This is a genomic window from Methylobacterium sp. Leaf87 (assembly GCF_001422775.1).
Lineage (GTDB): Bacteria > Pseudomonadota > Alphaproteobacteria > Rhizobiales > Beijerinckiaceae > Methylobacterium.
The window spans coordinates 16,315-42,165 of sequence record NZ_LMMI01000056.1; the positions used below are offsets into that span (position 1 = coordinate 16,315).

23 protein-coding genes and 2 tRNA genes are annotated in these 25,851 nt (G+C 70.4%); 7 read left to right on the top strand and 18 right to left on the bottom strand.

The features are described 5' to 3' along the window. Positions 1-64: 64 nt before the first annotated feature. The 11 genes from ASF22_RS19070 to ASF22_RS19120 all read right to left on the bottom strand — a co-directional run bounded on the left by ASF22_RS19070 (position 65) and on the right by ASF22_RS19120 (position 9,860). Positions 65-138 (bottom strand) — tRNA-Gly (locus tag ASF22_RS19070). Between the two features lie 77 nt (positions 139-215). Further along, positions 216-299, bottom strand: a tRNA-Tyr gene (locus ASF22_RS19075). Positions 300-368: 69 nt separating this feature from the next. After that, on the bottom strand, positions 369-2,051 hold the full coding sequence (recJ, locus tag ASF22_RS19080; protein WP_244474352.1) for a single-stranded-DNA-specific exonuclease RecJ: 1,683 nt from the start codon (positions 2,049-2,051) through the stop codon (positions 369-371). Positions 2,052-2,277: 226 nt separating this feature from the next. After that, entirely contained in the window at positions 2,278-3,678 is a 1,401-nt protein-coding gene (locus ASF22_RS19085; protein ID WP_056168656.1) for an NAD(P)(+) transhydrogenase (Re/Si-specific) subunit beta, read from the bottom strand. Between the two features lie 4 nt (positions 3,679-3,682). Next, the gene (locus ASF22_RS19090) at positions 3,683-4,132 is read right to left on the bottom strand and encodes an NAD(P) transhydrogenase subunit alpha (RefSeq protein WP_056168659.1); all 450 of its coding nucleotides are present in this window, start codon (positions 4,130-4,132) and stop codon (positions 3,683-3,685) included. Between the two features lie 17 nt (positions 4,133-4,149). Beyond that, positions 4,150-5,289: a Re/Si-specific NAD(P)(+) transhydrogenase subunit alpha gene (locus ASF22_RS19095; protein ID WP_056168661.1), complete on the bottom strand. Its 1,140-nt coding sequence runs from the start codon at positions 5,287-5,289 to the stop codon at positions 4,150-4,152. Positions 5,290-5,381: 92 nt separating this feature from the next. Beyond that, positions 5,382-5,675 (bottom strand): aa3-type cytochrome c oxidase subunit IV, encoded by a 294-nt coding sequence (locus ASF22_RS19100; protein ID WP_056168668.1) that lies wholly within the window; start codon positions 5,673-5,675, stop codon positions 5,382-5,384. A 164-nt stretch (positions 5,676-5,839) separates the two neighbouring features. Next, positions 5,840-7,204 carry an AarF/ABC1/UbiB kinase family protein gene (locus tag ASF22_RS19105; protein WP_056267246.1) on the bottom strand — a complete coding sequence of 455 codons (1,365 nt, stop codon included), beginning with the start codon at positions 7,202-7,204 and terminating at the stop codon, positions 5,840-5,842. Positions 7,205-7,317: 113 nt separating this feature from the next. Continuing rightward, positions 7,318-7,704, bottom strand: coding sequence for a type II toxin-antitoxin system death-on-curing family toxin (locus ASF22_RS19110; RefSeq protein ID WP_056168675.1), 387 nt, complete (start codon positions 7,702-7,704; stop codon positions 7,318-7,320). After that, the gene (locus tag ASF22_RS19115) at positions 7,701-7,925 is read right to left on the bottom strand and encodes an AbrB/MazE/SpoVT family DNA-binding domain-containing protein (RefSeq protein WP_056168680.1); all 225 of its coding nucleotides are present in this window, start codon (positions 7,923-7,925) and stop codon (positions 7,701-7,703) included. The genes ASF22_RS19110 and ASF22_RS19115 overlap by 4 nt, the downstream gene beginning before the upstream one ends. A 60-nt stretch (positions 7,926-7,985) precedes the next feature. After that, the gene (locus tag ASF22_RS19120) at positions 7,986-9,860 is read right to left on the bottom strand and encodes a M3 family oligoendopeptidase (RefSeq protein ID WP_056168683.1); all 1,875 of its coding nucleotides are present in this window, start codon (positions 9,858-9,860) and stop codon (positions 7,986-7,988) included. A 284-nt stretch (positions 9,861-10,144) separates the two neighbouring features. Between ASF22_RS19120 and ASF22_RS19125 the strand changes: the two genes are divergently transcribed. The 3 genes from ASF22_RS19125 (at position 10,145) to ASF22_RS19135 (ending at position 15,465) form a co-directional block, all read left to right on the top strand. Then, complete coding sequence (locus ASF22_RS19125; protein ID WP_056168686.1) at positions 10,145-11,635, top strand: sigma-54 dependent transcriptional regulator; 1,491 nt, start codon at positions 10,145-10,147, stop codon at positions 11,633-11,635. Positions 11,636-11,749: 114 nt separating this feature from the next. Next, positions 11,750-13,723: a L,D-transpeptidase family protein gene (locus tag ASF22_RS19130; protein ID WP_056267249.1), complete on the top strand. Its 1,974-nt coding sequence runs from the start codon at positions 11,750-11,752 to the stop codon at positions 13,721-13,723. A gap of 221 nt (positions 13,724-13,944) precedes the next feature. After that, on the top strand, positions 13,945-15,465 hold the full coding sequence (locus ASF22_RS19135) for a DUF882 domain-containing protein (RefSeq protein WP_244474346.1): 1,521 nt from the start codon (positions 13,945-13,947) through the stop codon (positions 15,463-15,465). A gap of 88 nt (positions 15,466-15,553) precedes the next feature. Here ASF22_RS19135 and ASF22_RS19140 read toward each other — a convergent pair whose 3' ends face one another. Both ASF22_RS19140 and ASF22_RS19145 read right to left on the bottom strand, forming a co-directional pair. Beyond that, positions 15,554-15,820, bottom strand: coding sequence for a DUF2312 domain-containing protein (locus tag ASF22_RS19140; protein ID WP_056096607.1), 267 nt, complete (start codon positions 15,818-15,820; stop codon positions 15,554-15,556). A gap of 169 nt (positions 15,821-15,989) precedes the next feature. Continuing rightward, positions 15,990-16,328: a DUF1244 domain-containing protein gene (locus ASF22_RS19145; protein ID WP_056267253.1), complete on the bottom strand. Its 339-nt coding sequence runs from the start codon at positions 16,326-16,328 to the stop codon at positions 15,990-15,992. 219 nt (positions 16,329-16,547) lie between these two features. Here ASF22_RS19145 and ASF22_RS19150 point away from each other — a divergent pair, with 219 nt between their 5' ends. Continuing rightward, positions 16,548-16,817 (top strand): hypothetical protein, encoded by a 270-nt coding sequence (locus ASF22_RS19150; protein WP_056168695.1) that lies wholly within the window; start codon positions 16,548-16,550, stop codon positions 16,815-16,817. A gap of 70 nt (positions 16,818-16,887) precedes the next feature. Here ASF22_RS19150 and ASF22_RS19155 read toward each other — a convergent pair whose 3' ends face one another. After that, positions 16,888-17,625 (bottom strand): N-formylglutamate amidohydrolase, encoded by a 738-nt coding sequence (locus ASF22_RS19155; protein WP_056168698.1) that lies wholly within the window; start codon positions 17,623-17,625, stop codon positions 16,888-16,890. A gap of 280 nt (positions 17,626-17,905) precedes the next feature. Here ASF22_RS19155 and ASF22_RS19160 point away from each other — a divergent pair, with 280 nt between their 5' ends. Beyond that, the gene (locus ASF22_RS19160; RefSeq protein ID WP_056168701.1) at positions 17,906-19,213 is read left to right on the top strand and encodes a glycerate kinase; all 1,308 of its coding nucleotides are present in this window, start codon (positions 17,906-17,908) and stop codon (positions 19,211-19,213) included. Between the two features lie 127 nt (positions 19,214-19,340). After that, positions 19,341-19,727 (top strand): DUF1036 domain-containing protein, encoded by a 387-nt coding sequence (locus tag ASF22_RS19165; protein WP_082515202.1) that lies wholly within the window; start codon positions 19,341-19,343, stop codon positions 19,725-19,727. Positions 19,728-19,734: 7 nt separating this feature from the next. Here the strand turns inward: ASF22_RS19165 and ASF22_RS19170 are convergent, their stop codons facing one another. The 3 genes from ASF22_RS19170 to ASF22_RS19180 form a co-directional block, all read right to left on the bottom strand. Then, complete coding sequence (locus tag ASF22_RS19170) at positions 19,735-20,724, bottom strand: Ldh family oxidoreductase (protein ID WP_056267255.1); 990 nt, start codon at positions 20,722-20,724, stop codon at positions 19,735-19,737. A 118-nt stretch (positions 20,725-20,842) separates the two neighbouring features. Continuing rightward, positions 20,843-21,208: a hypothetical protein gene (locus tag ASF22_RS19175; RefSeq protein WP_056168710.1), complete on the bottom strand. Its 366-nt coding sequence runs from the start codon at positions 21,206-21,208 to the stop codon at positions 20,843-20,845. Positions 21,209-21,284: 76 nt separating this feature from the next. Continuing rightward, on the bottom strand, positions 21,285-22,769 hold the full coding sequence (locus ASF22_RS19180; RefSeq protein WP_056267261.1) for a PAS domain-containing methyl-accepting chemotaxis protein: 1,485 nt from the start codon (positions 22,767-22,769) through the stop codon (positions 21,285-21,287). A gap of 561 nt (positions 22,770-23,330) precedes the next feature. Between ASF22_RS19180 and pyk the strand changes: the two genes are divergently transcribed. Next, positions 23,331-24,767 carry a pyruvate kinase gene (gene pyk / locus ASF22_RS19185; protein WP_056168714.1) on the top strand — a complete coding sequence of 479 codons (1,437 nt, stop codon included), beginning with the start codon at positions 23,331-23,333 and terminating at the stop codon, positions 24,765-24,767. Positions 24,768-24,854: 87 nt separating this feature from the next. Here the strand turns inward: pyk and ASF22_RS19190 are convergent, their stop codons facing one another. Then, positions 24,855-25,850 (bottom strand): alpha/beta hydrolase, encoded by a 996-nt coding sequence (locus tag ASF22_RS19190; protein ID WP_056168717.1) that lies wholly within the window; start codon positions 25,848-25,850, stop codon positions 24,855-24,857. Between the last annotated feature and the right edge of the window lies 1 nt (position 25,851).

Below are 25,851 nucleotides of genomic sequence, written 5' to 3' on the forward strand. Positions count from 1 at the left end.
TGAGATAGTCCCACGAACGGGGATGCCCAGTGGGCTAAGTGATTGATGTCAAACGCGAAGGGAGTGGAGCGGGTACCGGGAATCGAACCCGGGTATTCAGCTTGGAAGGCTGCTGCTCTACCATTGAGCTACACCCGCATCGACGATCGTCCGACACGATCACCGAAGGTCGAGACAGGGAGCCGGAAACGTCGCTCGCGATCTCGTCAGACGTTTGGTGGGGGAAGTAGGACTCGAACCTACGAAGCTTACGCAGCGGATTTACAGTCCGCCCCCTTTGCCGCTCGGGACATTCCCCCAAACCGCTGCCCGTGGGCAGCGCGCGGGTCCTTATGATGAGGCCCCGCGCGGGTGTCAACGGGGATCGCTCAATCGATCGGCGCGAGGTCGCAAATCCGGACCTGGGCACGGTCGGCCCCACGCCAGGTGTCCACCGCCAGGGTTCCGGCGACGTGGAATTCACGACCGATACCGGCGAGGATGGCCTGACCGAGGGGGCCCTGTGCCGCGCGGAAGCAGATGGCGCCCACGGCCTGACCGTCGCGGCTGCGCAGGCGCGCCCGGACGTGGCCGTTGCCGACGATGCCGGCGTCGACGATGCGGTGGCGCGGCAGGGCGAAGATCGGTTCGGGCGCGCCCGAACCGAACGGGCCGGCGCGCTGGAGCAGGCGGACCATTTCGGCCGTGGCTCCGCCCGCGTTCACGGTGCCATCGAGGAGGAGCGCCTCGACGGCACGGGCCGCGCCGACGGCTTGCGCCAGATCCGACCCGAGGTAGGCCGCGAACGCCGCCGTGTCCGGCCCCGCCAGGGTGACGCCGGCCGCCATGGCGTGGCCGCCGCCCTTGAGGGCGAGGCCCGCATCCACCGCCGCGCGCACGGCCCGGCCGAGGTCGGCGCCGGGGATGGAGCGGCCCGAGCCCGTGGCGGTGCCGTCGGGCCGGAGCGCGAAGGCGAAGGCCGGGCGGCCGAAGCGTTCCTTGAGGCGTGCGGCGATGAGGCCGACGACGCCCGGATGCCATTCTGCCGAGGCCGCCACCAGGACCGGGCGCTCAGGGTCGCCCGTGAGCGCGTGGTCCATGTCGGCTTCGGCCGCCGCCACGGCCTGGGCCTCGATGGCCTGGCGCTCGCGGTTGAGACGGTCGAGTTCGGCGGCGATACCGGCGGCTTCCGCCGCGTCGTGGGTGGTGAGCAGGCGGGCGCCGAGGCCCGCATCTCCAATGCGGCCGCCGGCGTTGATGCGCGGACCGACAAGGTAGCCGAGGTGCCAGGCTTCCGGCGCTTCGCTCAACGCGGCGGCGTCCAGAAGGGCGGCGAGGCCGATGCGTCCGCGTCCGCGCATCACCTTCAAGCCCTGCACCACGAAGGCGCGGTTGAGGCCCGTCAGGGGCACCACGTCGGCGACCGTGGCCAGCGCCACGAGATCGAGGGCGGCGGCGAGGTCGGGGAGGTCCGCCACGCCGTCCCGGCGCAGGCGCCGGTTCAGGGCCACCAGGGCGAGGAACACCACGCCCGCCGCGCAGAGGTGGCCGAGACCCGACAGGTCGTCGAGGCGGTTGGGGTTCACCACGGCGCGGGCGGGCGGCAGGGTCTCGGGGGCGCCGTGATGGTCGAGGACGATGACGTCGAGGCCGAGGGCTTCGGCCGCCTCCAGGGGGGCGTGGCCGCTGGTGCCGCAATCGACGCAGACGAGGAGGGTGGCGCCGGCCTCCCACAGGGCGGTGACGGCGGCGGCGTTCGGCCCGTAGCCCTCGGTGATGCGGTCGGGGATGTGGATGCGGACCTCGAGGCCGAAGCCGCGCAGATAGGCGGCCAGGAGCGCGGCGCTGGCGGCGCCATCGACGTCGTAATCGCCGAAGATCGCCACGGTCTCGCGGGTCGAGACGGCTTGGGCGAGGCGGTCCGTCGCGGCCGCCATGTCCACGAGGCAGTCCGGATCCGGCATCAGGTCGCGCAGGCGCGGGTTGAGATGCGCGTCCGACTCCGCCGGGCGGATGCCGCGCCCCGACAGCACCCGGGCGAGGAGGTCCGGCAGGCCGTGGGCCTGGGTCATGGTGGCGGCGTAGGCCTGGAGCACCGGATCGGCGCAGCGGTCGTGCCACGGCCGTCCGAGGACCGAGCGGGTGACGTCGAGGAAGGCGCGGGGGATCTCGGCTGACACGGGGCGACCCTACTCCAGCCCGGCCGGCCCGAACTGCACGAAAACGACGACGGGGCCGGCGATGGACGCCGACCCCGTACGCTGTCCTGGCGGCGCGGGCGAGGCCCGCGCCAGAGGTTCAGAGGTTCTTGACGATGGAGTCGACGACCTTCTTGGCGTCGCCGAACAGCATCATGGTGTTGTCGCGGAAGAACACCTCGTTCTCGACGCCGGCGTAACCGGAGCCCATGCCGCGCTTGATGAACAGCACGGTCTTGGCCTTCTCGACGTCGAGGATCGGCATGCCGTAGATCGGCGAGGCCTTGTCAGTCTTCGCCGCCGGGTTGGTGACGTCGTTGGCGCCGATGACGAAGGCGACGTCGGCCTGCGGGAAGTCGCCGTTGATGTCCTCGAGCTCGTGGACCTCGTCATAGGGCACGTTGGCTTCGGCGAGCAGCACGTTCATGTGGCCCGGCATGCGGCCGGCGACGGGGTGGATGGCGTACTTCACGTCGACGCCCTCCTTCTTGAGCATGTCGACCATCTCGCGGAGCGAATGCTGGGCCTGGGCCACCGCCATGCCGTAGCCCGGCACGATGATGACGCGCTCGGCGTTCTTCAGGATGTAGGCCGCGTCGTCCGCCGAGCCCTGCTTGACCGGACGGGTCTCCACGGCTCCTCCGGCCGCGCCTGCCGCGGCATCACCGCCGAAGCCCCCGAGGATCACGGAGATGAACGACCGGTTCATCGCCTTGCACATGATGTAGGACAGGATCGCGCCCGAGGAGCCGACGAGGGCGCCGGTCATGATGAGCGCGAGGTTGCCCAGGGTGAAGCCGATGCCGGCCGCCGCCCAGCCCGAGTAGGAGTTCAGCATCGACACGACGACGGGCATGTCGGCGCCGCCGATGGGGATGATCAGCAGGCCGCCGAGAGCGAACGACAGCAGCACGATGACCCAGAACACCAGCTTGCTCTCGGTGCCGATGAACACCGCGATGAGGCCGACGAGGGCGATGGCCAGGGCGATGTTGAGGGCATGGCGCTGGGGCAGCATGATCGGCTTGCCGGACATGCGCCCGTCGAGCTTGGCGAAGGCGATGACGGAGCCCGTGAAGGTGATGGCGCCGATGGCGACACCGAGCGCCATCTCGAACAGCGACTCCTTGTGGATGTGGCCGTTCTCGAGGATGCCCACCGCCTGCGGTGCGTAGAGGGTGCCGGCCGCACCCGCCACGGCCGCGAGGCCGACGAGGGAGTGGAAGGCCGCCACGAGTTGCGGCATGGCCGTCATTGGCACGCGCTTGGCAATGACGGCACCGGCGCCGCCGCCGATGCCGAGGCCCAGGAGCACGAGGATCCAGGCGCCGAATCCCGCCGGCGGATGGCCGACGAGGGTGGTGAGGACGGCGAGCCCCATGCCGACCATGCCGTACAGGTTGCCCTGCCGGGAGGTGGTCGGGTGCGAGAGCCCCCGCAGCGCCATGATGAACAGGACGCCGGAAACGATGTAGAGGAGTGCCGAGACGTTCTGGGACATCGTCTCAGGCCTTCTTCTTGTACATGCCGAGCATGCGCTGGGTGACGAGGAAGCCGCCGAAGATGTTCACGCTGGCGAGAACGATGCCGAGGAAGCCGAAGAAGCGGGCCCAGCCGGTGCCGTGCTCGAGGAGCGGCACGCCGGCCGCCAGGATGGCGCCGACGATGATCACCGAGGAGATGGCGTTGGTCACCGACATGAGGGGCGTGTGGAGGGCCGGCGTCACCGACCAGACCACGTAGTAGCCGACGAAGATCGCCAGAACGAAGATCGCGAGCTGGAACACCGTCGGGTCGACGGCACCATGCGTCACGGCGCTGAGGCCGTGACCGATGCCATCGGCGTAACTCTGCGCCTTGGCGGCGTGCTGCTGCGCGATATCCGCAGCGGTTCGGGCTGCGGTGGCAGCGGCGCGCGCCTGCTCGGCGGCCTGATCGGGGGGGAGCGTGGCCATCGTATCCTCCGGCGGGATCAGGATTTGGTCTGGAAGGCGGGATGCACGACCTGACCGTCATGGGTCAGGTTCGTCGCCCGGACGAGTTCGTCGTCCCGCTTCACCGCCAGGGACTTCGCCTCCTTGTCGATGAGGGTCTCGACGAAGGCGTAGAGGTTGCGCGCATAGAGGCTCGACGCCGTGGCGGCGAGGCGGCCGGGCACGTTGAGGTGCCCGACGATCTTCACGCCGTGATCCGTGGTGACGATCTCGCCGGCCTTGGCGCCCTCGACGTTGCCGCCACGCTCGACCGCGAGATCGATGAGCACGGAGCCGGGCTTCATGGTGGACACCATGGCGGCGGAGACGAGCTGCGGGGCCGGCCGGCCCGGAATCAGGGCGGTGGTTATGACGATGTCCTGCTTGGCGATGTGGGTCGCCACGAGGTCGGCCTGCTTCTTCTTGTACTCCGCCGACATCTCCTTGGCGTAGCCGCCCGAGGTTTCGGCCTGCTTGAACTCGTCGTCCTCGACGGCGACGAACTTGGCGCCCAGGGACTCGACCTGCTCCTTGGTGGCGGGCCGCACGTCCGTGGCGGTGACCACCGCGCCCATGCGGCGGGCGGTGGCGATGGCCTGGAGCCCGGCGACGCCGACGCCCATCACGAAGACGCGGGCGGCGGGCACGGTGCCGGCGGCCGTCATCATCATCGGCATGGCGCGGCCATACTCGGAGGCACCGTCGACCACCGCGCGGTATCCGGCGAGGTTGGCCTGCGAGGACAGCACGTCCATCACCTGCGCGCGGGTGATGCGGGGCATCAGTTCCATGGCGAAGGTGTCGAGGCCGGCTTGCGCCATTTCACCCAGGGCGGCTTCGTTGCCGTAGGGATCCATGATCGCCACCACGGTGGCGCCACGCTTCAGCAGCCCGATCTCGTCGCCGTTAGGGCGGCGGACCTTGAGGACGAGGTCGGCCTCGTTGGCCGCGTCCTGGGCCGAGGAGGCGACGGTGGCACCCGCCGCCTCGTAATCGGCATCCGGGACACCGGCGGTCAGGCCGGCACCGGACTGGACGGTCACGTCGGCCCCGAGGGCGATGAATTTCTTGACCGTTTCGGGCACCGCCGCGACCCGCGGCTCCGCGGGATCAGACTCTGTCAGGACAGCGATGCGCATTCAGGAAGCCCCCTCGGCGATCCGTCCGGACCACCGTAACTCGGCAGGAATATAGAGCCCGACGACTGGTATACCAGTGCGCCCGGGCTACGTCACGCGAAGAAGAGGTAGAGCAGAAGCAAGACCGCGACCACGACGGGGGCCTTCCAGCCCACGGCCGGCGCGAGGGCGCCCACGGCACCGGCGGCGCCGGACACCACGACGGCGAGGATCGCAGTCAGCCACGCTTCATGAATGCCGCCGATGGCGAGGGCCAGCACCCAACAGATCACCACGGAGGTGCCGATTTCGACGAAACGAACGAAGCCGCGATAGGTCTGCTCGTGGGTCTTCTCGTCCATGGCGGGGCTGTAATGCACGCCGGACACGGTCTTCATATCGGCCATCGTGTGGTCGTCCCCATGGATCTGTCTTGATTTGTTCCAAGGGGATTTAGCGCAAGCCTCGGCGGCTCGCAATCAGCATGCATGCCACGCAATGGCCACGAACCGGTTTTTGTCGCGCCGGCCAAGTTTCGCAGGGCCAGCCGCGTGACGCCACACCGATAGGGTCACGCCGGCAGGGCGAGTCCCGCCCGCGTGAGAGCCTCGCCCTGCCGGGTCTCGAGTTCGGAGAGCGAGAAGCGCTCGATCTCGGCCTCGAACAACCGGTGGTAGTTCAGCTCCGAGCGCAGGTGGAGGAACACGGCGCCGAGGCCGACGGCGGCGCGGTCCATGAACACGAATTCCTGCGGCACGGTCACGGGTCCCCGGGCTTTCAGGGCCTGATGCACCTCGAAGGCCTGGCGCCGGCCGTACTCGCCGGGCTTGACCCCGTCGGCCACCGTGCGGGTGCGGTCCTCCAGGATCGGCCCGTAGATGAAGCGCGCCCAGATGTTGAGGATCTCGATGAGCTCCTTGTTGAGGTTCTTGAAGCCCCAGACCTCGTAGGCGTGGACGATGCGCGCGCCGTCGTTCTCCAGGAGCCCCCGATAGAGATCGACCACGCCGCCGACGAAGCGCGGATGGAAGATGCGCACGCAGCCGTAATCGAGGAGGTTGATGCCCTGCGCCTCGCCACCCTCGGAAAACACCGTGTAGTTGCCGAGATGCGGGTCGCCGTGGATGACGGCGGCGCGGCTGAACGGGTGCCACCACGCCTTGAACATCGCCTGGGCGAGGCGGTTGCGGATCTCGATGGGACTTTGAGAGAAGTTGAGAATGCCCTCGCCCTCGAGCCAGCCGAGGGTGAGGAGGCGCTTCGTGGAGAGATCGGTGTGAATGGCCGGCACGCGGACTTCGGGCACGTCGCGCAGGACGTTGCCATAGAGCACGGCGTGCTTGGCCTCGCGCGCGTAGTCGAGTTCCTCGCGCACCCGGGCGCCGATTTCCTTCGCGATCTCACGGGTATCGAGCCAGGAGCTCATGCGCCGGTGCAGGGCGAAGGCGACCTCCAGCTGCTTCAGATCGGCCTCCACGGCCGATTGCATGTCGGGATACTGGAGCTTGCAGGCGAGCGCCGTGCCGTCGAGGCCGGTCGCCCGGTGGACCTGTCCGAGGGACGCGGCCGCCGCCGGCTTGAGGTCGAAGTTCGTGAACCGCCCCTGCCAGTCGGCGCCGAGTTCGGCCATCATCCGGCGCTTGACGAAGGCCGCGCCCATGGGCGGCGCGTCGGCCTGGAGCTTCTGCAGTTCCGTCGCGTATTCCGGTGGCAGAAGGTCGGGCACCGTGGCCAGCAACTGGGCGACCTTCATGATCGGCCCCTTGAGGCCGCCCAGCGCCTGGGCCAGGGCGGCGGCGTTGCTGGGCGCCTCCTTGCCGCCGAACAGGCGGGCGCCGGCCATGCGGGCGGCGACCCCGCCGACATTGGCACCGACGCGGGCGTAGCGGCTGGCGCGCGCGGAGAAGCGGTTGGCTTCGCTGTCGTGATCGGCCATCGGGTTCTTCGGATCTCGGATAAGGGCGCGTCCGGCAATCCGGCCACTCTCTTGAGATAAGTCCGCCGGCGTCCCGCGCCAGGGCGCTGCGCCGTTGCGGCGCGGGAGAGGGGTCAGGCGGCCGGCCAGTTGTCGCGGATCCAGCGGGCGAGGCCCGCTTCGGTGATCTCGCCAGCGGCGAGGCCACGGATCATGACCACCGCCTCGGCCTCGTCGGTGACGAAGTCGATATCGTTGAGGCCGAGAAAGACGACGAGGGCGAGCAGGGCCGCGCGCTTGTTTCCATCGATGAACGGATGGTTTTTCGCGATCCCGAACGCGTAGGCGGCTGCGAGCTCGGCGAGATCGGCCTCGCCATAGGCGACCCGGTTCACCGGGCGGCCGAGGGCCGATTCGAGGGCACCCTCGTCGCGCAAGCCGCTGGGGCCGCCGAACAACTTGAGCTGGCGGGCGTGGATGGCCTGGACGAGGTCGCTCGTCAGCCAGACAAACGTCGTCATTTGGCCAGCTCGGACAGGGCGTTGCGGTAGGTCTTCATCGCCTTCTCGGCGATTTCCATGCCCTTCTCGAAGGTCGGGTCGAGGGGCGACAGCCGAACGGAACCGTCGCCGCCCTCCGTCAACGAGAGCCAGTCGCCCTGCGCGAGGTTGAGCCGGCTCAGGAGTTCCTTGGGCAGGATCAGCCCGGTGGAATTGCCGATTTTCTTGACTTCGAGTTTCATGACGCCCCGCCTTTCGTTGTACGGAATGTACAACGAAAGGCGGGGCATACCAAGCGGCGCTCAGCCCTCCATCGCCTCCAACTCCGCGATCATGCCCTCGATCATGGTGAGCCCGATCTGCCAGAAGCCCGGGTCGCGGGCGTCGAGGCCGAAGGGAGCCAGGAGTTCGCCGTAGGGCTTGGCGCCGCCGGCCGAGAGCAGGGCGAAATAGCGCTCCACGAATCCGTCCTCGGCCTTGGCGTAGACCCCGTAGAGGGAGTTCACGAGGCAATCGCCGAAGGCGTAGGCGTAGACGTAGAACGGCGAGTGGATGAAGTGCGGGATGTAGGCCCAGAACGGCTCGTAGCCCGCATCCAGGGTGATGGCCGGACCGAGGCTGTCGCGCTGCACCGACATCCACAGGGCGTTGATCGCTTCCGCCGTGAGCTCGCCCTCGGCACGGGCGAGGTGCACCTTGCGCTCGAAAGCGTAGAACGCGACTTGCCGGACCACGGTGTTGATCATGTCCTCGACCTTGGCGGCGAGCATGGCCCGGCGCTGGGTCGCGTTGGTGGTGGCGGCCAGCAGCCGGCGGAAGGTCAGCATCTCGCCGAACACGCTCGCGGTTTCGGCGAGCGTCAGGGGGGTGGGGGCCATCAGGGCGCCGTTGGGGCCGGCGAGCACCTGATGCACCCCGTGGCCGAGCTCGTGCGCCAGGGTCATCACGTCGCGCGGCTTGCCCTGGTAATTCACCAGCACGTAGGGGTGGGCCGAGGGCACGGTCGGGTGGGCGAAGGCGCCGGGCGCCTTGCCGGGCCGGGTCGGCGCGTCGATCCAGTTTCGGTCGAAGAACGTCTTCGCGATGCTCGCCATGCGCGGCGAGAAGGCACCGTAGGCGTCGAGCACCGTGTCGCGGGCCTCCGCCCAGGGAATCGTGCGCTGCTCGACCTTCGGCAGCGGCGCGTTGCGGTCCCAGTACGGCAGGGCCTCGACCCCGAACCACTTCGCCTTCAGGGCGTAGTAGCGGTGCGACAGGCGCGGATAGGCCGCCTGCACGGCCTCGACCAGGGCATCCACCACTTCGGGCTCGACGCGGTTCGACAGGTGGCGGGATTCGGCCACGTCCGTGAACCCGCGCCAGCGATCATTGATCTCCTTGTCCTTGGCGAGGGTGTTGGTGATCAGCGTGAACGTGCGCAGGTTCGCCCGGAACACCTCGCTGAGCGCGCCGGCCGCCTCCTTGCGCACGGCCCCGTCCGGGTCCTGCAGGCGGTTGAGGGTCGGCTCCAGGGTGAGCTGCTCGCCCTGTACGGGAAACCGCAGGGACGCGATGGTGCCGTCGAACAGGCGGTTCCACGCCGAGCGGCCGGTGACCGACTTCTCCAGGAACAGCTTCTCCGTGCGGTCGTCGAGCTGGAACGGCTTCTCGCGACGAAGGTCCTCGATCCAGGGGGCGTAGGTGGAAAGCGGCCCGTCCGCCATGGCCGCGTCCATGGCGGCGTCGTCGATGCGGTTGAGCTCGAGGGCGAAGAACAGGAGGTGGCTGGACGCCGTCGTCAGGCGCTCCTGGGTGTCGCCGTAGAATTTTTCGCGCGTCTCGTCGGTGGTGTCGCCCGAGTAGACGAGGCCGGCGAACGACATCAGGCGGCCGAGCAGATCCTCGATGGCCTCGTAGGCCCGGACCGCCTCGGCGAGGCGCGCGGAGGCGTCCGGGCCGGCGGCGAGGTCCGCCAGCCGGCCGGCATAACGCTCGGAGACCTCGCGGCAGGCCGTCTCGGCGCGGGCGAGGTCGGCGCGGAAATCGGGGGCGTCGATGCCGGAATAGAGGTCGCCGAGGTCCCATTCGGGCAAGGCGCCGAGGTCGGCGGCGAGTGCGGCCGCCCGTGCGGCGCTGGCCCCTTCGGCAATGGCGACGATGCCCGCGCGGCTAGCTTGGGCGACGGCTCGACTCGGCATGATGGGAGGCTTCCTGGGGCTGGGCACTGAAGCGCCGCTGCCCGGTGATATCGAGCGGGCCGGCCCCGCGATCAACCGCCTTGTGGGCGAAAGCCGACGTCCCGGCGCGGGAAAAGCAGGGGTGCGGCGTCGCCGACCGACAATCCCCGGAAAAGTCGGATCGTCGTTAAGCGCGGCTTTACGCTCTTGGGGCACCCTGCGGATCGAAACGAAACAGTCTGGTGCCGCATCACCGAGCCCGTCTCGCGGTGCGGCCACCTCCCCGCGAGACCAAGGCGCCCCCCATGTCGACAACGGTCCTCATCGTCGACGACGATCCCGTGCAGCGCCGCCTCGCCGAGGCGATGGTGCGCCGGCTCGGCTTCGACGCGAAGGTCGCAGAGACCGGCGCCGACGGGCTCGCCGCCTTGCGCTCGGGCGAGCCCATCGACGTGGTTCTCCTGGATCTCGTGATGCCCGGCGGTCTCGATGGCCTCGGCGTGATGGCCGAGATGCGCAAATCCGGCCTCGACGTGCCGGTCATCGTCCAGACCTCCAACGGCTCCATCGATGCCGTCGTCACCGCCATGCGGGCCGGGGCCGTCGATTTCGTGGTGAAGCCCGCCGGCGCCGAGCGTCTGCAGGTCTCCATCAAGAACGCCCTGAAGGTCGATCAGCTCGAGGAGGAGGTCCGCCGCATGCGCCGGCGCGCCTCCGGCTCCCTCTCGTTCAAGGATCTCACCTCGAAGAGTCCCGACATGGAGCGGGTCACGCGGCTCGCCGAGCGGTCGGCCAAATCCAACATTCCCGTGCTCATCGAGGGCGAATCGGGGGTCGGCAAGGAGGTCCTCGCCCGCGCCATCCAGGGCTCGGGCGACCGGCGCGGCAAGGCCTTCGTCACGGTCAATTGCGGCGCGATCCCCGACAACCTCGTGGAATCGACCCTGTTCGGCCACGAGAAGGGGGCGTTCACCGGCGCCACCGAGCGCCACATGGGCAAGTTCGTCGAGGCGTCCGGCGGCACCCTGTTCCTCGACGAGATCGGCGAGCTGCCCCTCGACGCCCAGGTGAAGCTCCTGCGCGCCCTGCAGGAGGGCGAGGTCGATCCCGTGGGCGCCAAGCGCAGCGTGCGGGTGGATATCCGCCTCATCTCGGCGACGAACCGCTCCCTCCTCGATCTGGTCAAGCAGGGCCGCTTCCGCGAGGACCTGTACTACCGCCTCAACGTCTTCCCCATGACCCTGCCGCCCCTGCGCGCCCGCCGCGAGGACATCCCCGATCTCGTGCGCTCGTTCTGCGCCCGGTTCGCGGCGGAAGAGGGCAAGAAGGTTCGCGCCGTCACCCCCGAGGCCATGGCGCTGCTGACCCGCTACGGCTGGCCCGGCAACGTGCGCCAGCTCGAGAACGCCCTGTTCCGCGCCGTGGTGCTGGCCGATGGCGATGAACTCACCGTGGCGGAGTTTCCGCAGATCGCCGCCCAGGTCGAGGGCTTCGACGTGCGCATCCCGGCCGCCCCCGTGCAGCCCATGGTGCAGGCCGGGGCGCCCGAGCCCGTGCGCGAGATCGTCCGGGTCGAGGTCCGCGATCCCCACGCCATGAGCCTGGTGGCCGAAGAGACCGGCGAGATGAAGACCATGGACGGCCTTGAGGCCGAGATCATCCGCTTCGCCCTGCAATTCTACCGCGGCCGGATGTCGGAGGTCTCGCGCCGCCTCGGAATCGGCCGATCCACGCTCTACCGCAAGCTCAAGGACCTCGGGCTCGACGGTGACGACAAGGCCGAAGAGGCCGCCTGAACCAAAATGGCACAGGTGCGCCCTCTCGCGAGGGCGTGCCGTTGCGCACCCGTACGCGCCGGTCGATATCTTTAACTGAAGCGACCGGCCGTCCGGTCCGCAGGAGTTGCACCCATGGGCGTCACGCGCTCCGCCTCCGTCGCCCTGTCGGCCCTCGTCGCGGGCTGCCTCGGCTACGGCGCCCACGCCGAGGTCGCCGCGCCGGACCGGCCGGACACCCCCGTCGTGCAGAAGGCCTCCGTCGATCCCGCGCTCCCGGAGACGGCGAGCCCCGTGGCCGTGCCCGCCTCCCCTGAAGCCGCCGCTCCGCCGGCCGACGCGTCCCCCACGCCCGTCGCCGAGGCGCCCCCGCCGGTGCCGAGCGATCCCCTGGGCGCCGCCGTGGCGGCGCGTCTCGCCGACCCCGCCCCCCTGCTGCCGCGCCTGACCACGAAGGACCGCGAGGCGATCCAGGCGTTCTACGCGCTCGGCGCCTTCAAGCCCGTGTGGATCGTCGACGGCGCCTACACGGCCGCCGCCAAGGCCGCCGCCGCGCGTCTCGCCGCCGCTGGCGAGGACGGCCTCAAGGCCGCCGCCTACCCGGTGCCGGTGCTCGGCACCCAACCGCTCACCGAGGCCCAGGTGGCCGACGCCGAGCTGAAGCTCTCGGCGGCCGTCGCCCTCTACGCCCGCGACGCACGCGGCGGACGCGTTCACCTGTCGAGCGTGTCGCGCCTCATCACGCCGACCCTCGACCTGCCCGCCGCCGACGCGGTTCTGGGCCGGATCGCCCCGGCCGGCGTCCAGGCCGGCGTCCTCCTCCAGGCCTACAACCCGAGCCAGCCGGGCTATCTCGCCCTGAAAGGCCGCCTCGCCGCCGCCCGGGGCGGGCAGGCCCCGGCGGGCGAGCCCACCGTGCACCTGCCCACCGGCCCCGTCCTGAAGCTCGGCATGCGCGATCCGCGGGTGCCGGCCCTGCGCACCCGCTTCGCCCTCGCGACCCGCACGGCGGGGACCCTCGACACGGCGCCGGGCGAATCCGATGCGTACGATTCCGCCGTTTCGGCCGCCGTCGCCGGGTTCCAGCGCCGCCGGGGGCTGCCCGTCACCGGCACCCTGACCCAGCAGACCGTGGCGGCCCTGGGGCGTCCCGACGCCGCGCCCGTGTCCGACGACAACGAGGCCGCGCTCCTCGTCAACATGGAGCGCTGGCGCTGGCTGCCGGCCGACCTCGGGCGCGACTACGTGATGGTCAACATTCCCGAGTTCCAGGTCCGGGTGTTCAAGGACGGCGTCAAGCGCGACGAGGCCCGGGTCATCGTCGGCAAGACCGAGAGCCCGACGCCGATCTTCTCCGGCCTCATGGAATACGCCGTCGTCAATCCATCCTGGAACGTGCCGCCCTCGATCCTGAAGAACGAGTTCCTGCCCGGCCTCGCCCGCGACCCGAACTACGCGGCGCGGCGCGGCTACGAGGTGGTCTACCGCAACGGCAACGTCTCGGTCCGCCAGCCGCCGGGCGAGCGCAACGCACTGGGCTTCATCAAGTTCATGTTCCCCAACAACCATGCGGTCTACCTGCACGACACGCCGAACCGGTCCCTGTTCTCCGGCTCGCGCCGGGCGCTGAGCCACGGCTGCGTGCGGGTGGAGGATCCCTTCCGCTTCGCCGATTCGGTGCTGCCCGCGGCCTGGTCGGGCGAGCGTCTGAAGAAACTCATCGGCAAGGGCGAGCGCACCATCCGCCTCGCCGAGAAGCTGCCGGTGCACCTCGCCTACTTCACCGCTTACGTCGACGATCTCGGCGGCTACCGGACCCTGCCGGATCTCTACGGCTACGATTCGCGCATGAAGATCGCGCTGGGTCTCGCCCCCGGCAGCCTGCTCGTGGCCAAGGCCCCGGCCGGCAAGGCGACGCCGAAGCTCGCGGGATCCAGATCCCCTGCAGCGGCGTCGAACGCCACGCCGTCGCCGGAGGTGCGGCGCAAGCCCGTGCGCGAGGTCCGGGCGGTGCAGCCCGCCCGCACCGCCGCGCGACCGCCGGCGGATTTCGGCGAGCCCGGCCTGTGGACCCCGACCCCGTCGCGGCCGTCCTCCGGCTGGTGGTAGGCAGGGTTTCGGCCCGGCGCGGCGCGGCCGCGAACCGGAAAACCCCGGGACAGCCGTCCGGCGTGTGCCGCCGCACGTCGGAGCACGATTTCGCCACGGTTGGATCTTAGCCATAAACGGCATCGACCGGCGGACAGTCGAGGATCCGATAACCGCGCGTTCATGGTTTTCGGCAACCTTGCGTTCACCATGATCCGCCCGGCGCGCGGGATCCGGCAGAGGTGAGGACGAACGTGCGTCAGTTCCTGCGACACGGCCCCCGGTCCGGCCCGCGCCCCGCGCGCCTGCGCCGTGTCGCCATCGCCGCCTCGGGTATCGCCCTGGCCCTCGTGGCCGGCACGCGCGGCACCCAGGACGCGGTGGCCAACGGCGACACCCGCACCCTCTCGATCTTCCACAGCCACACCAAGGAAAGCCTCACCGTCACGTTCAAGCGCGACGGGCGCTACGACCGGGCCGCCCTCGAGCAGTTGAACTGGCTCCTGCGCGACTGGCGCGCCGAAGAATCCATCAAGATGGACCCGCGCCTGTTCGACACCGTGTGGGAGGCCTACCGCTCCGTCGGTTCGCAGGAGCCCATCACGGTGGTGTCGGCCTACCGCTCGCCCGGCACCAACGCCATGCTGCGTCGCCGCTCCCGCGCCGTCGCCGAGTACAGCCAGCACATGCTCGGCAAGGCCATGGACTTCTACCTGCCCGACGTCTCCATCGACCAGATCCGCGCCGTGGGCATGCGGATGCAGCGCGGCGGCGTCGGCTGGTACCCGCGCGCGGGTTCGCCCTTCGTCCATCTCGATGTCGGCTCCGTGCGCTCCTGGCCGCGCATGACCCACGACCAGCTCAGCCGCCTGTTCCCCGACGGCAAGACCGTCCACCTGCCCGCCGACAACCGCCCCCTGCCCGGCTACGAGCTCGCCCGCGCCGAGGTCCTGGCCCGCGGCGGTACCGTGCTGGGCATCACCCAGGTGGCTCAGCAGGTCGACGAGGAGGACGGCCCGAGCATCCGGGGCTTCTTCGCCAGCCTGTTCGGCGGCGGCTCGAGCAGCGAGCCGCCCGCACCGGCCCCTGCCCCCGCGACGCGGGCCCGCGTCAAGCCGAGCGTGGTGGTGGCGAGCGCCGACCCGGACGACCAGACCGGCACCCGCGCGGCCCTGGCCTACGCGGCGCCCGCGGCCGACGACACCCTCAAGTCGGCCCTCCTGCGCCGCGATGGGCGCGATGCCCAGACCCTCCTGACCGCCGAGAAGTCCACGGAGACCAGGGTGCCCGACGGCAACACCGGGGATGCGGCCAGAGCGACGGCCGAGGTTCCGCTCCCGCCGCGTCGCCCGGCCGAGTTCGCCGCCGTGGCCGCCGCGCTCACGATGCCCCTGCCTCCGCAGCGTCCGCCGGTTCAGGTCGCGGGCCTCGGGACCGCCGGCATGGCCAACCTCGCCCCCGCCCAAGCCCAGATGTCCACGCAGGCGCCCTCGCCTGCCCGCCTCGTTGCCGCCACCGCCGACCCGAAGCTGCAGTTGCGCGCCCTGTTCGCCGCCGCCGCGCAGGGCGCCTCCGAGCCGGCGAGCCGCGCCGCGCCCGTGCGCCTCGCCGTGACCCGGACCAAGCTCGACGGCGCGCCCGCCGGCAGCCTGACCCAGCCGGCGGCCGTCGCCACCCGCTTCTCGGCGCGCGCGCCCGGCGATGACCTCAATGCAGGACGTTTCTCGGGTTCGGCCACCCGCCCGGTGCCGGGCGCGCGCTGATCCCCGCTCGGGCGATCCCCGAAACGACGAGGGCCGCGGCAGGAATGCCGCGGCCCTCGTCGTTGTGTGCCATGGGCCGGCGTCCGCCTCACACCATGCCCAGCGCCTGCATGTAGAGTTCGAGGATGGCCTCCTCCTCCTGGCGCTCGGCGTGATCCTTCTTGCGCAGGGAGATGATCTTGCGCAGGGCCTTCACGTCGAAGCCGGTGCCCTTGGCCTCCGCGTAGACGTCCTTGATGTCCGAGGCGAGACCGGCCTTCTCCTCCTCGAGGCGCTCGATGCGCTCGATGAAGCTCTTGAGCTGGTCGGCGGCGACGGACGAAGCATCGACGGCGGGTGCGGCGGAAGCGGCCATTTTCGTCTCAATCCCTGACTGGCGAGGCGCATCGTTCACGAGAATGCGCCGGAACCGCTTCACTAAGCGTTCAAGCTTACCGGGACCTTACGGCCCCGGACCGCAGACCGTCGTGGTCGCGTAAGCTTTTGTTCCTGAACGCGCTTTCGCCGAATCGTCGGGGCCGGCTTCAGTGCGGTTCAGCCGCCGCCCCGGTGAAGGCCGCCTGCTGCTCCGGCGTCGCCTCGCCCTGGTGCAGGCGCTTCCAGGCATCGTAGGGCATGCCGTAGACGGCCTCGCGGCTCGCGTCCTTGGTCAGCGGCACGCCCTTTTCGTCGGCGGCGTCCTTGAGCCAGTTCGACAGGCAGTTGCGGCAGAATCCGGCCATGTTCATCAGGTCGATGTTCTGCACGTCCGTGCGTCCCTGCAGGTGGGCGACGAGGCGCCGGAACACGGCGGCTTCGAGCTCCGTCCGGGTGGCGGCGTCGATCCCGGTCGTGCTGGTCCCGGGCGTGCTGGTCTCGGTCATGGGATGTCCTCGGTGTGACGGGCTGCTCGTTCAGGAAAGGTCGTGTCCAGGCCCGCGCCGTCAAGGACGGACGGCCGATTCGGATTCGGCGCCGCCGCTTCCAGTCTGGTGCCAAACCGCACGACGTTCGGTTCGAGGCGGGCCTACATCAGCGCTACACAAGAACTCACGGCCCACCGCCTTTTCGACGGAGACCGCGATACTGAAAGGTCCAACGTCATGAACATCCGTCTTGCTTCCGTCGCCGCCGCCGTCGTCTTGAGCCTGAGTGCCGTTGCTTCGCCGGTTCTCGCGCAGAGCTACACGGCACCCGCCGGTGTCTCGGCCCATGCGGCGCCCGGCTACACCGCCGGCCGCGCCCTCGACGATGAACTCACCACCGGTTCCATCGCCCCGCGCCGGGACGACGCCTCCGCGAAGGAAGGCAACGCCGAGCAGAACAGCTTCCCGGTCTGGCAGTACGGTCGGACCTCGGGCGGCACCCGGTAAGCCCGATCTCGGGATGAATTGGACGGCGGGGCGAGAGCCCCGCCGTTTTCGTGTGCGCGCCGCAGGCCGATCAGGGCAGCAGCGGACGCAGAAGCTTGGCGAACCGCGTCGCCCATTCGATCTGGCCGGGTTCTTCGGCGATTAGGTCCTGGCGGATCTCCACTAGGGCGTTGCGCAGGCCGCGCGCGAGGGCGTGCCGGTCGATGGTGTCTCCGGGAAGCCCTCCCCCGTAGGGTTCGTTGTCGCCGACCGTGAGATCGGCCGGGTCGGCGCGCAGACCCGCGATGAGGGGCGCGCTCAGGCGGTCGTCCCGGTCCCACAGGATGCCGACGTGCCAGGGACGCGGTACGGTGCGCCAGTACGGCGTGAAGCTGTGCATGGTGAGGATCGCCGGCGGCACGCCCGTCGCCTCGGCCGCCGCCACGTGGGCGTCGATGGCCGCGTCGAAGGGCTCGTAGAACCGGCGGATGCGCTCGGCCTTGCCGGCCTCGTCGATGCGGGCGTTGCCCGGCACGATGGCGCCGTCGGACAGGCGCATCACCAGGGTCGGGTCGGCCCGGCCCCGGTTGGGGTCGATGATGAGGCGTGAGAACCGGGTCAGGATCGCGGGCGCGCCCAATTGCACGGCGAGGTGCCGGGTCACGGCGGCCGCGCCGATGTCGTAGGCGATGTGGCGTGCGTATTCGTGGTCCGGTACCCCGAGCCGGTCGAGGTCGTCGGGCACATGGTTGGAGGCGTGATCGCAGAGGATCAGCAGGCCCCGGGCCGGATCGCCCGGGATGGTCTCGACGGGATGTGGAGGCTGCATGGGCGGCGGGGTCCGTGGATCCGTTCGGGGCTCGGGCGGGCGGAACGCGGACGGAGCCGTGCAAGCATCCGGCCGCGCCATCGCGGGGTGTCCCGTGTCATCGCATGCTTGCCGCGACCTTGCCGCGGCGGCGGGTGTCGGGCACAGCACGTATCGCGGACAAGCGCGGGCACGGCAACAATCCGGCCCGAGGGAATTCGTCCCGCGAAACAATCACGATCCGGCGACGCAACGCCGGGCGGCCTTCCACGACCGTCTTTCCGCGATACACGGACACGCCATGACCGCGCCCTCCCCCGCCGACCACGCCGCCGCCCGCACCCTCCTCCTCGGCATCCTCGACGAGGCCATCGCCGCCGCTCATCCCGCGCGCTGCCTCGTGCCGCACCTGCCCGCCCCCGGCCCCGGCCGGCTCATCATCCTGGGCGCGGGCAAGGCCGGCGGCTCCATGGCGGCGGTGGCGAGCCGGTTCTACCGGGAGCAGCACGGCGTCGACGCGAGCCGCATCGTCGGCCTGGCGGTCGCCCGCCACGGCTACGGCGAGGAGGCGCCGATGATCCGCATGGTCGAGGCCGGGCACCCGGTGCCCGACCAGGCCGGCATCGACGCGACCGTCGACGCCCTCAAGATCGCCGCCGATGCCGGGCCGGACGACGACGTGCTGGTGCTGCTCTCGGGCGGCGGTTCGGCCAATTGGATCGCGCCGGCCGGCGACCTGACCCTCACCGAGAAGCAGGCCATCACCAAGGCGCTCCTGCGCTCGGGCGCGCCCATCAACGAGATCAACTGCGTGCGCAAGCACCTGTCGCGGATCAAGGGCGGGCGCCTCGCCATGATGGCCCGCAACGCCCGCTCGATCCTGACCCTCGCGATCTCCGACGTGCCCTTCGACGACCCGGCGGTGATCGCTTCGGGCCCGACCGTCCCGGACCCCTCGACCCTGGCGGAGGCCCGTGCCATCTGCGAGCGGCGCGGCATCCCCCTGCCGGAGACGGCGAAAGCGCTGCTGAACGATCCCGTCAACGAGACCCCGAAGGCGGGCGACCCGTCCTTCGCCCGGGCCGAGTACCGCATCATCGCCCGGCCCATCGACGCCCTGGAGGCGGCGGCCGAGGCCGCGCGCCGCGCCGGCTACGAGCCGGTGATGCTCGGCCCCGATGTCGAGGGCGAGGCCCGTGAGGTCGCGGCCGAGCACGCCCGGCTCGCCCTCGACCACCACGCTCGCGGCGCCAAGGTCGCGATCATCTCAGGGGGCGAACTCACCGTCACCATCGTGGGCGAAGGCCATGGCGGCCCGAACCAGGAATACGCCCTGGCGCTGGCCATCGCGCTCGACGGCGCACCCGGCATCCTCGGCATCGCCGCCGACACCGACGGCACCGACGGCGGACGCGGCGAGGCGACCGACCCGGCCGGCGGCCTCGTCGACCCCACCACCCTGGCGCGTGCCCGCGCCGCCGGCCTCGACCCCGCCGCCATGCTGGCGGACAACGATTCGACCCGGTTCTTCGACACCATCGGCGACCTCGTCCAGCCGGGTCCCACCCGCACCAACGTCAACGATTGCCGGGTCATCCTTGTCGGGTAAGGGCATGGGTCGACAGGGCATGGGTCGACAGGGGATGAGCCGTCAGGGCATGGGCCGGCGCCGTCACCCGACCCTTCCTTCCCGCAAGGGGTGGAGCGTCCGGGCGGGCGTGCTCGCCGCTCTCCTCATGACCGCCGCCCCGGCCCGGGCCGACCTGCGCATGTGCAACCTCACGACCAGCAAGGTCGGCATCGCGCTGGGCTACCGCGACACGCAGGGCTGGGTGACGGAGGGGTGGTGGGACGTGGCGCCCAAGGGCTGCGAGACCCTGCTCAAGGGGACCCTGGCGGCCCGGTTCTACTACGTCTACGCCGTGGACTACACGCGGGGCGGCGAGTGGAGCGGGCGTTCGCTCATGTGCACCCGGGACCGCGAATTCACCATCCGGGGCGTCGAGGACTGCCTGGCGCGCGGCTACGATCGCAACGGCTTCTACGAGGTCGACACCGGTGAACAGAAGAGCTGGACGATCCAGCTCACCGATCCGAACCAGCCGGCGAATCCCGCGCCCTGAGCGGGCCTCAGAGCGCTTCGATCTCGGCGAGCAGCGCGTCGGAGAGGCTGATGCCCGCCTGCGCCGCGCGGGCGCGGGCGGCGAGCCGTTTGGTGCCGGGCAGCCGGGCACCGTCCTGATCCTCGATCATTCCCGCCAGCACGGCGAAGCGCTCGCACGCATCCGCCGCGAAGGCGGTGGCGTCGAGGACGAGAATGAGCTGGCCGGTGCCGGGCGGGCCGCCCACGGCGTCGAGGAACGAGGTCGCCTCGCCGGCAAAGCGTGCGCCGACGAGGCCGGCCGCGAGCAGCTCGACCATGAGGGCCAGAGCCGTGCCCTTGGCGTCGCCCAGCGGAATCATGGTGCCGGCGAGAGCCGCCGCCGCGTCGGTGGTGGGGTGGCCGTCCGCATCCACCGCCCAGCCCTCGGGGATCGTCTCTCCACGCTGCTTGGCGGCGATGATGTTGCCCCGCGCCACCTTCGAGAGCGAAAGATCGACCACGATGGGGGGCCGCCCCGGCAACGGGCAGGCGAAGGCGATGGGGTTGGTGCCGAACACCGCCCGGTTGCCACCCCAGGGCGCCATGGCGGCCGGCGCATTGGCGAACAGCAGAGCCACCAGCCCCTGCGCCGCCAGGGCTTCGGCCGGCCGCCCGGCGGCACCGCAATGGTGTGAGCGCCGGATGGCCGCGGCCGCCACACCCTGGCTCCGGGCGATCTCCGGGAGTTCGGCGACCGCCCGGTCGAGGGCCGGATAGGCGAAGCCGTGGCCGGCGTCGATGGCGAGCAGCCCGGGCCGGGGCCGCGTCACGGCCAGGGTCGCATCGCCCACGACCTTGCCGGCGCGAACCTGCGCCCCGTAGGCCAGCAGGCGCATGAGCCCATGGGTCGCGAGGCCGTCGGCCTCGGCGCCGGCCAGGGCGACGGCGGTGCTCTCGGCCTGGTCGTGGCCGGCACCACAGCGCAGGAGCGTGCGCACGGCGAGGTCGTGGGCGGCGGCCAGGGTCAGGGTGGGCATTGTCTGAGGCTCATCCCGTCGCGTCGATCGAACCGGAACCGGACCGGGTTCGATCCGCGGTCCCCCGGGTCGGTTTGACGTGTCCGGGACACGACGTCCACCGCAGGGACGGGTGTCGTCAGGATCGGTCGGTCGTGTCCGGGGTGAAGGTGGCGTCGTAGAGTTCCTGGTGCTGCCCCAGCAGGGCGTCGATCCGGGAACTCAGTTCGGCATAGGCCGCCCGCATCTGCCGGAAGTTCGCGTTCGTTTCCCCCTGAAGCGTACCGAGGCGGCCGCGCTCATCCGGGTCGGGATGTCCATCGAGCACCCGGCTCGTCTCGCGCAGGGCCAGGGCCCTCACCTGCCGCTCCGCCGCATCCAGGGCCGCGATCTGCTGCGCCAGGTGCTCGGCGGCATCCATGAGTTTCGCAACGCTCGCCCGGAGACTCTGCCGGATCCGCGCCACGTCCGAGAGTTTGTGGATCGCATCGTTCGCCGGCTCCATGAGGCAGGGATTCCCATCCTACAGACGCGGCCGCTCGCCCGTCGGGCAAGGCCACGAGATCGATGGTCGACCGTCGTCAGCGCGCCAGGACGCGGGCCGCATCTTTCGTCGTGTCGACGGCCCGGGAGACCGCGTCGATGGATCCGGTGATCGCGAGGGCGTTCTGGGCGATGGCCTGCACGGCCTCGGCCGCCTCCTGCATGCTCGACGACATCTCGCGCGTCACCACGCTCTGTTCCTCGATGGCGGCGGCCGTGCTGACCACGTAGTCGCGCATGGTCCCGACGGAGACCTGGATCGTATCGAGGGAGCCCGCGACCTGTTCGGACGCGTTCTGGACGCTGTCGATCTCGCTCGCGATCTGGTTCGTGGCGTGGGCCGCCTGGGCGGCGAGGTTCTTCACCTCCTGGGCGACGACGGCGAAGCCCCGGCCCGCCTCCCCGGCCCTTGCGGCCTCGATGGTCGCGTTGAGGGCGAGCAGGTTGATCTGGCTCGCGATGTTCTGGATCAGCGCCACGATGCCCGTCATGGCGGTGGCGGTACCCGTGAGCTTGCGGGTGACCGCGCCGGCCGCCTCCACCTGCCCGTGCGCGGCATCCGTCGCCGTACGGGCCTTCGACATGCCGTGGGCGATCTCGTTCACGGAGGCGGCGAGTTCCTCGGCGGCGGCCGCCATGGTCTGCACGTTGTGGGCGGTGCTGCCCGCCGACCGGGTCGCGGCGTTCGAGGCTTCCGACGAGCGCAGGACGGCGCCCTCGATCTCCCCGAAATTCCGATCGATGAGACGATTTAGATCACCCAGCAGGGCCACCTGCGCGGTGACGTCGGTTGCGAACTTCACCACCTTGTAGGGCCGGCCGGCGGCATCGAGGATCGGGTTGTAGGAAGCCTCGATCCAGATCCCGCGACCGCCCTTGCCGATGCGCTTGAACTGACCCTTCTGGTACGCGCCTTGCCGCAACGCGCTCCAGAACGCGGCGTAGGCGGGCGTGTCGCGCAGGGCCGGTTCGACGAGGAAGCGGTGATGCTGTCCGACGAGCTCGGGCAGCGTGTAGCCGACGACGGCGAGGAAGTTCGCGTTGGCGTCGAGGATGGTGCCGTCGAGACCGAAGGCGATGACGGCCTGGGACTTGTGGATCGCATCGATCTGACCCTGGCGATCCGCGTCCTGGGCTTTCTGGCGCGTGATGTCGGTCGCGAACTTGACGATCCCGTAGGGCTTGCCGCTCCGGTCGAAGACGGGATTGTAGGAAGCCTCGATCCAGATCTCGCGGCCGTCCTTGCCGATGCGCTTGAACTGCGCCGCCTGGAACGTGCCGCTCCGAAGGGCCGCCCAGAAGTCCGCGTAGGCCGGGCTCTCCCGCATGGCGGGTTCGACGAAGAGGCTGTGCGGCTTGCCCACGATCTCGTCCAGGCGATAGCCGACGACGGCGAGAAAGTTCTCGTTGGCGCGCAGCACGGTTCCGTCGAGGGCGAACTCTATGATGCCCTGGGATCGATCGAGGGCCGACATCTTCGCGGACGTCTCGGACCTGCCGCGGTGAAACTTCTCGAAGATCATGCGTCGTCCTGCCTTCAAAGCTATACTTGTCTTCGATGCATGCCCGCGGCGTTCGATAGCGAAGACAATGAACGTACTCACGGTTGCTTGTCCGACCGGTGATCACAATCGCGGCATTCCGGTTAAGACTCACTGAAGTTTCGCGAAAATAACAACCTGAATGCGAATGATTCTCATCAGAAGTCTGTTCCGCTGCGTGCCCTTGCGGTGGAAACGGGACGCTGGAGGTGGAGGACGCCCGCGCAAAGGCATTGCGGGCGGCCCGCGCCGGCTCACGGGTACCGCGAAGGCGAAAGCCTGGAGAGGGACCGGGTCGAGGGCGAGACGCCATCTCGTTGCGTCCTGCATCACCGAGGATTCCCCGCGTTGGAACGGGCGCCGAGTCGTTCGCCCGCGCGCGGGTCCGTGCTCGGGCCCATGTCTTGGCCGCATCGCACCGCCGCGGACGGAACGTCGTCTGCACACCGTGTTCTTGACGCGCTGGCCCCATGGGTGCTTGTGGCCGTTCGCTCAACGCCCGGTCGTTCGAAACCGGCGGGGCCGCTCTCGGAGGAGACTGCTTTGAAACGTTCACGCCGCACGAAGATCATCGCCACGTTGGGCCCGGCCTCCGACACGCCGGAGATGATCGAGAAGCTGTTTCGCGCCGGCGCCGACGTCTTCCGGCTCAACATGAGCCACCTTCCCCGCGAAAAGCTGCCCGAGAAGATCGAGGTGATCCGCACCATCGAGCGCGAGCTGCGCCGGCCCATCGCCGTGCTGGTCGATCTCCAGGGGCCGAAGCTCCGGGTCGCCGCCTTCGCCGAGGGTGCCGCGATGCTGGAGAACGGTGCGTCGTTCGTCCTCGACAGCGACCCGACGCCGGGCGACGTCACCCGCGTGTTCCTGCCCCATCCCGAGATCCTCTCGGCCCTCGAGCCCGGCCACGTCGTCATCGTCGACGACGGCAAGCTGCGCCTCGTCGTGACGGAGGTGTCCGAGGGGCGCGCGGTGACCCGGGTGGTCATCGGCGGCCGCATCTCCAACCGCAAGGGCGTCTCGCTCCCCGACACGGTGATCCCCGTCGCCGCCATGACGGAGAAGGACCGGGGCGACCTCGAAGCCGGCCTCAACGCCGGCGCCGACTGGATCGCCGTCTCCTTCGTGCAGCGGCCCGAGGATGTCGCCGAGGTGAAGAAGGTCGCGGCCGGCCGCGCCCTGGTCATGGCCAAGATCGAGAAGCCGCAGGCCCTGACCCGCCTCGACGAGATCATCGAGATCTCCGACGGCATCATGGTGGCGCGCGGCGATCTCGGCGTCGAGATGCCCCTGGAGCAGGTACCGGGCGTGCAGAAGCGCATCACCCGCTCTTCGCGCCGCATGGGCAAGCCCGTCGTGGTGGCGACCCAGATGCTCGAATCGATGATCACCGCCCCGGTGCCGACCCGCGCCGAGGTCTCGGACGTCGCCACCGCCGTCTACGAGGGGGCGGATGCCGTGATGCTCTCGGCCGAGAGCGCGTCGGGTGCCTTCCCCATCGAGGCCATCACCATGATGAGCCGCATCGCCGAGCAGGTGGAGCGCGATGCCCTGTACTGGACCATCCTGACGGCCCAGCGCTCCGAGCCCGACGCCACCGCCTCCGATGCCATCGCGGCGGCCGCCCACCAGATGGTGGACGCCCTGAACCTCACGGCGATCATGGCCTGGACCCATTCGGGCTCCACGGCTCTGCGGCTCGCCCGTTCGCGGCCCAACGCCACGATCATCGCGCTGACCCCGAAGCGCGAGACGGCGCGGCGCCTGGCCCTGTGCTGGGGCACGCACCCCATCGTCACCAACGATGCCAGCGACGTCGACGACATGGCGTTCCGGGCGGCGAAGTTCGCCGTGCGCGAGCGCTTCGCCGATATCGGCGACCGGGTGATCGTGGTGGCCGGCGTGCCGTTCGGGACGCCGGGCGCCACGAACCTCGTGCGCATCGCCTTCGTCACCCGCGAGCACGCCGCCAAGGCGTGACGCCCGCTCTCACGGATTTCCAGCCTGTGGTTGGGATCCGTGGGGTCCGGTGGACGGGCGGCCCGCGTCGGCGTCCGGTCCGGAGGCCTACGGCGCGACCGGCTCGCGTGCGGTGATTCCGTCGGCAAAGCGCTCCACCTCATGCACCAGGGCGTCCACGGCGACGTACTGGAGCATGTGGCCGATGCCGGGCAGGAGCACGAGGCGGGCGTCTCGGATCGCGGCCGCGAGGGGCACCGCCTGCCTGTTCACGGGTACGGCCGCATCGGCGTCGCCCGAGATCACCAGCGTCGGGACGGTGAGGCCGGCGTAGCGCGGTGCCTGGGCCTCCAGGGCTGCCGGCAGGCCGGCGAGGTCCTGGAGGTTGGCCACGATCGATCCGGGCCGCACGACGAGTGTCGCACGGCTGCGGTCGAGATAACCCGGGGGCGCCTCCTGGGGGCGGAACACGGCGCCGCCGGCGCGTGGCAGGTAATACAGCGCCACGGGCGTCGCCACGGTATGGCCGAGGAGCCAAGTCACCGGTGGCCACAGGGCGAGGCGGTAATACCACGGCACCGTTCCCATGCGCGGATACGGCATCGCCACGGGTGCCGCGAGGACGAGGCCCGCCACCCGCTCGGGGTGGTCGAGGGCGAGTGCCGTGGCCAGCGCCCCCGACCAGGAATGGCCGAGCACGATGGCCGGGCCGATCCCGAGACGGGCCAGGGCCGCCGCGATGGCGTGCGCCTGCGCGGCCGGTTCGGCCATGTCGGCGCCCCCCAGCCGGTCGCTCCAGCCCGAGCCCGGCCGGTCGAAGGCGATCACCCGAAACCCGTCCGCCGCGAGGCGCCGGCCGATGCCCTCCATGGGGTCGGAGGCGTTGGCGGAAGCACCGTGCAGAAGGACTACGGTTCCGCGCGTCGACGGGTTCGGGCCTGCTTCGATGCTGGCGAGGCGCCCGCCCGGTACCGGCACGAAAGGCCCCTGCGGCGGGTGCCGTGCCTCGACCCGCCAGGTGATGACGAGGGTCGCCAGGGCACCGGCACCCAAGACCATCGCGACGAGGCCGAGCAGCCCCGCGAAGACCTTCAGAAGCAGCATG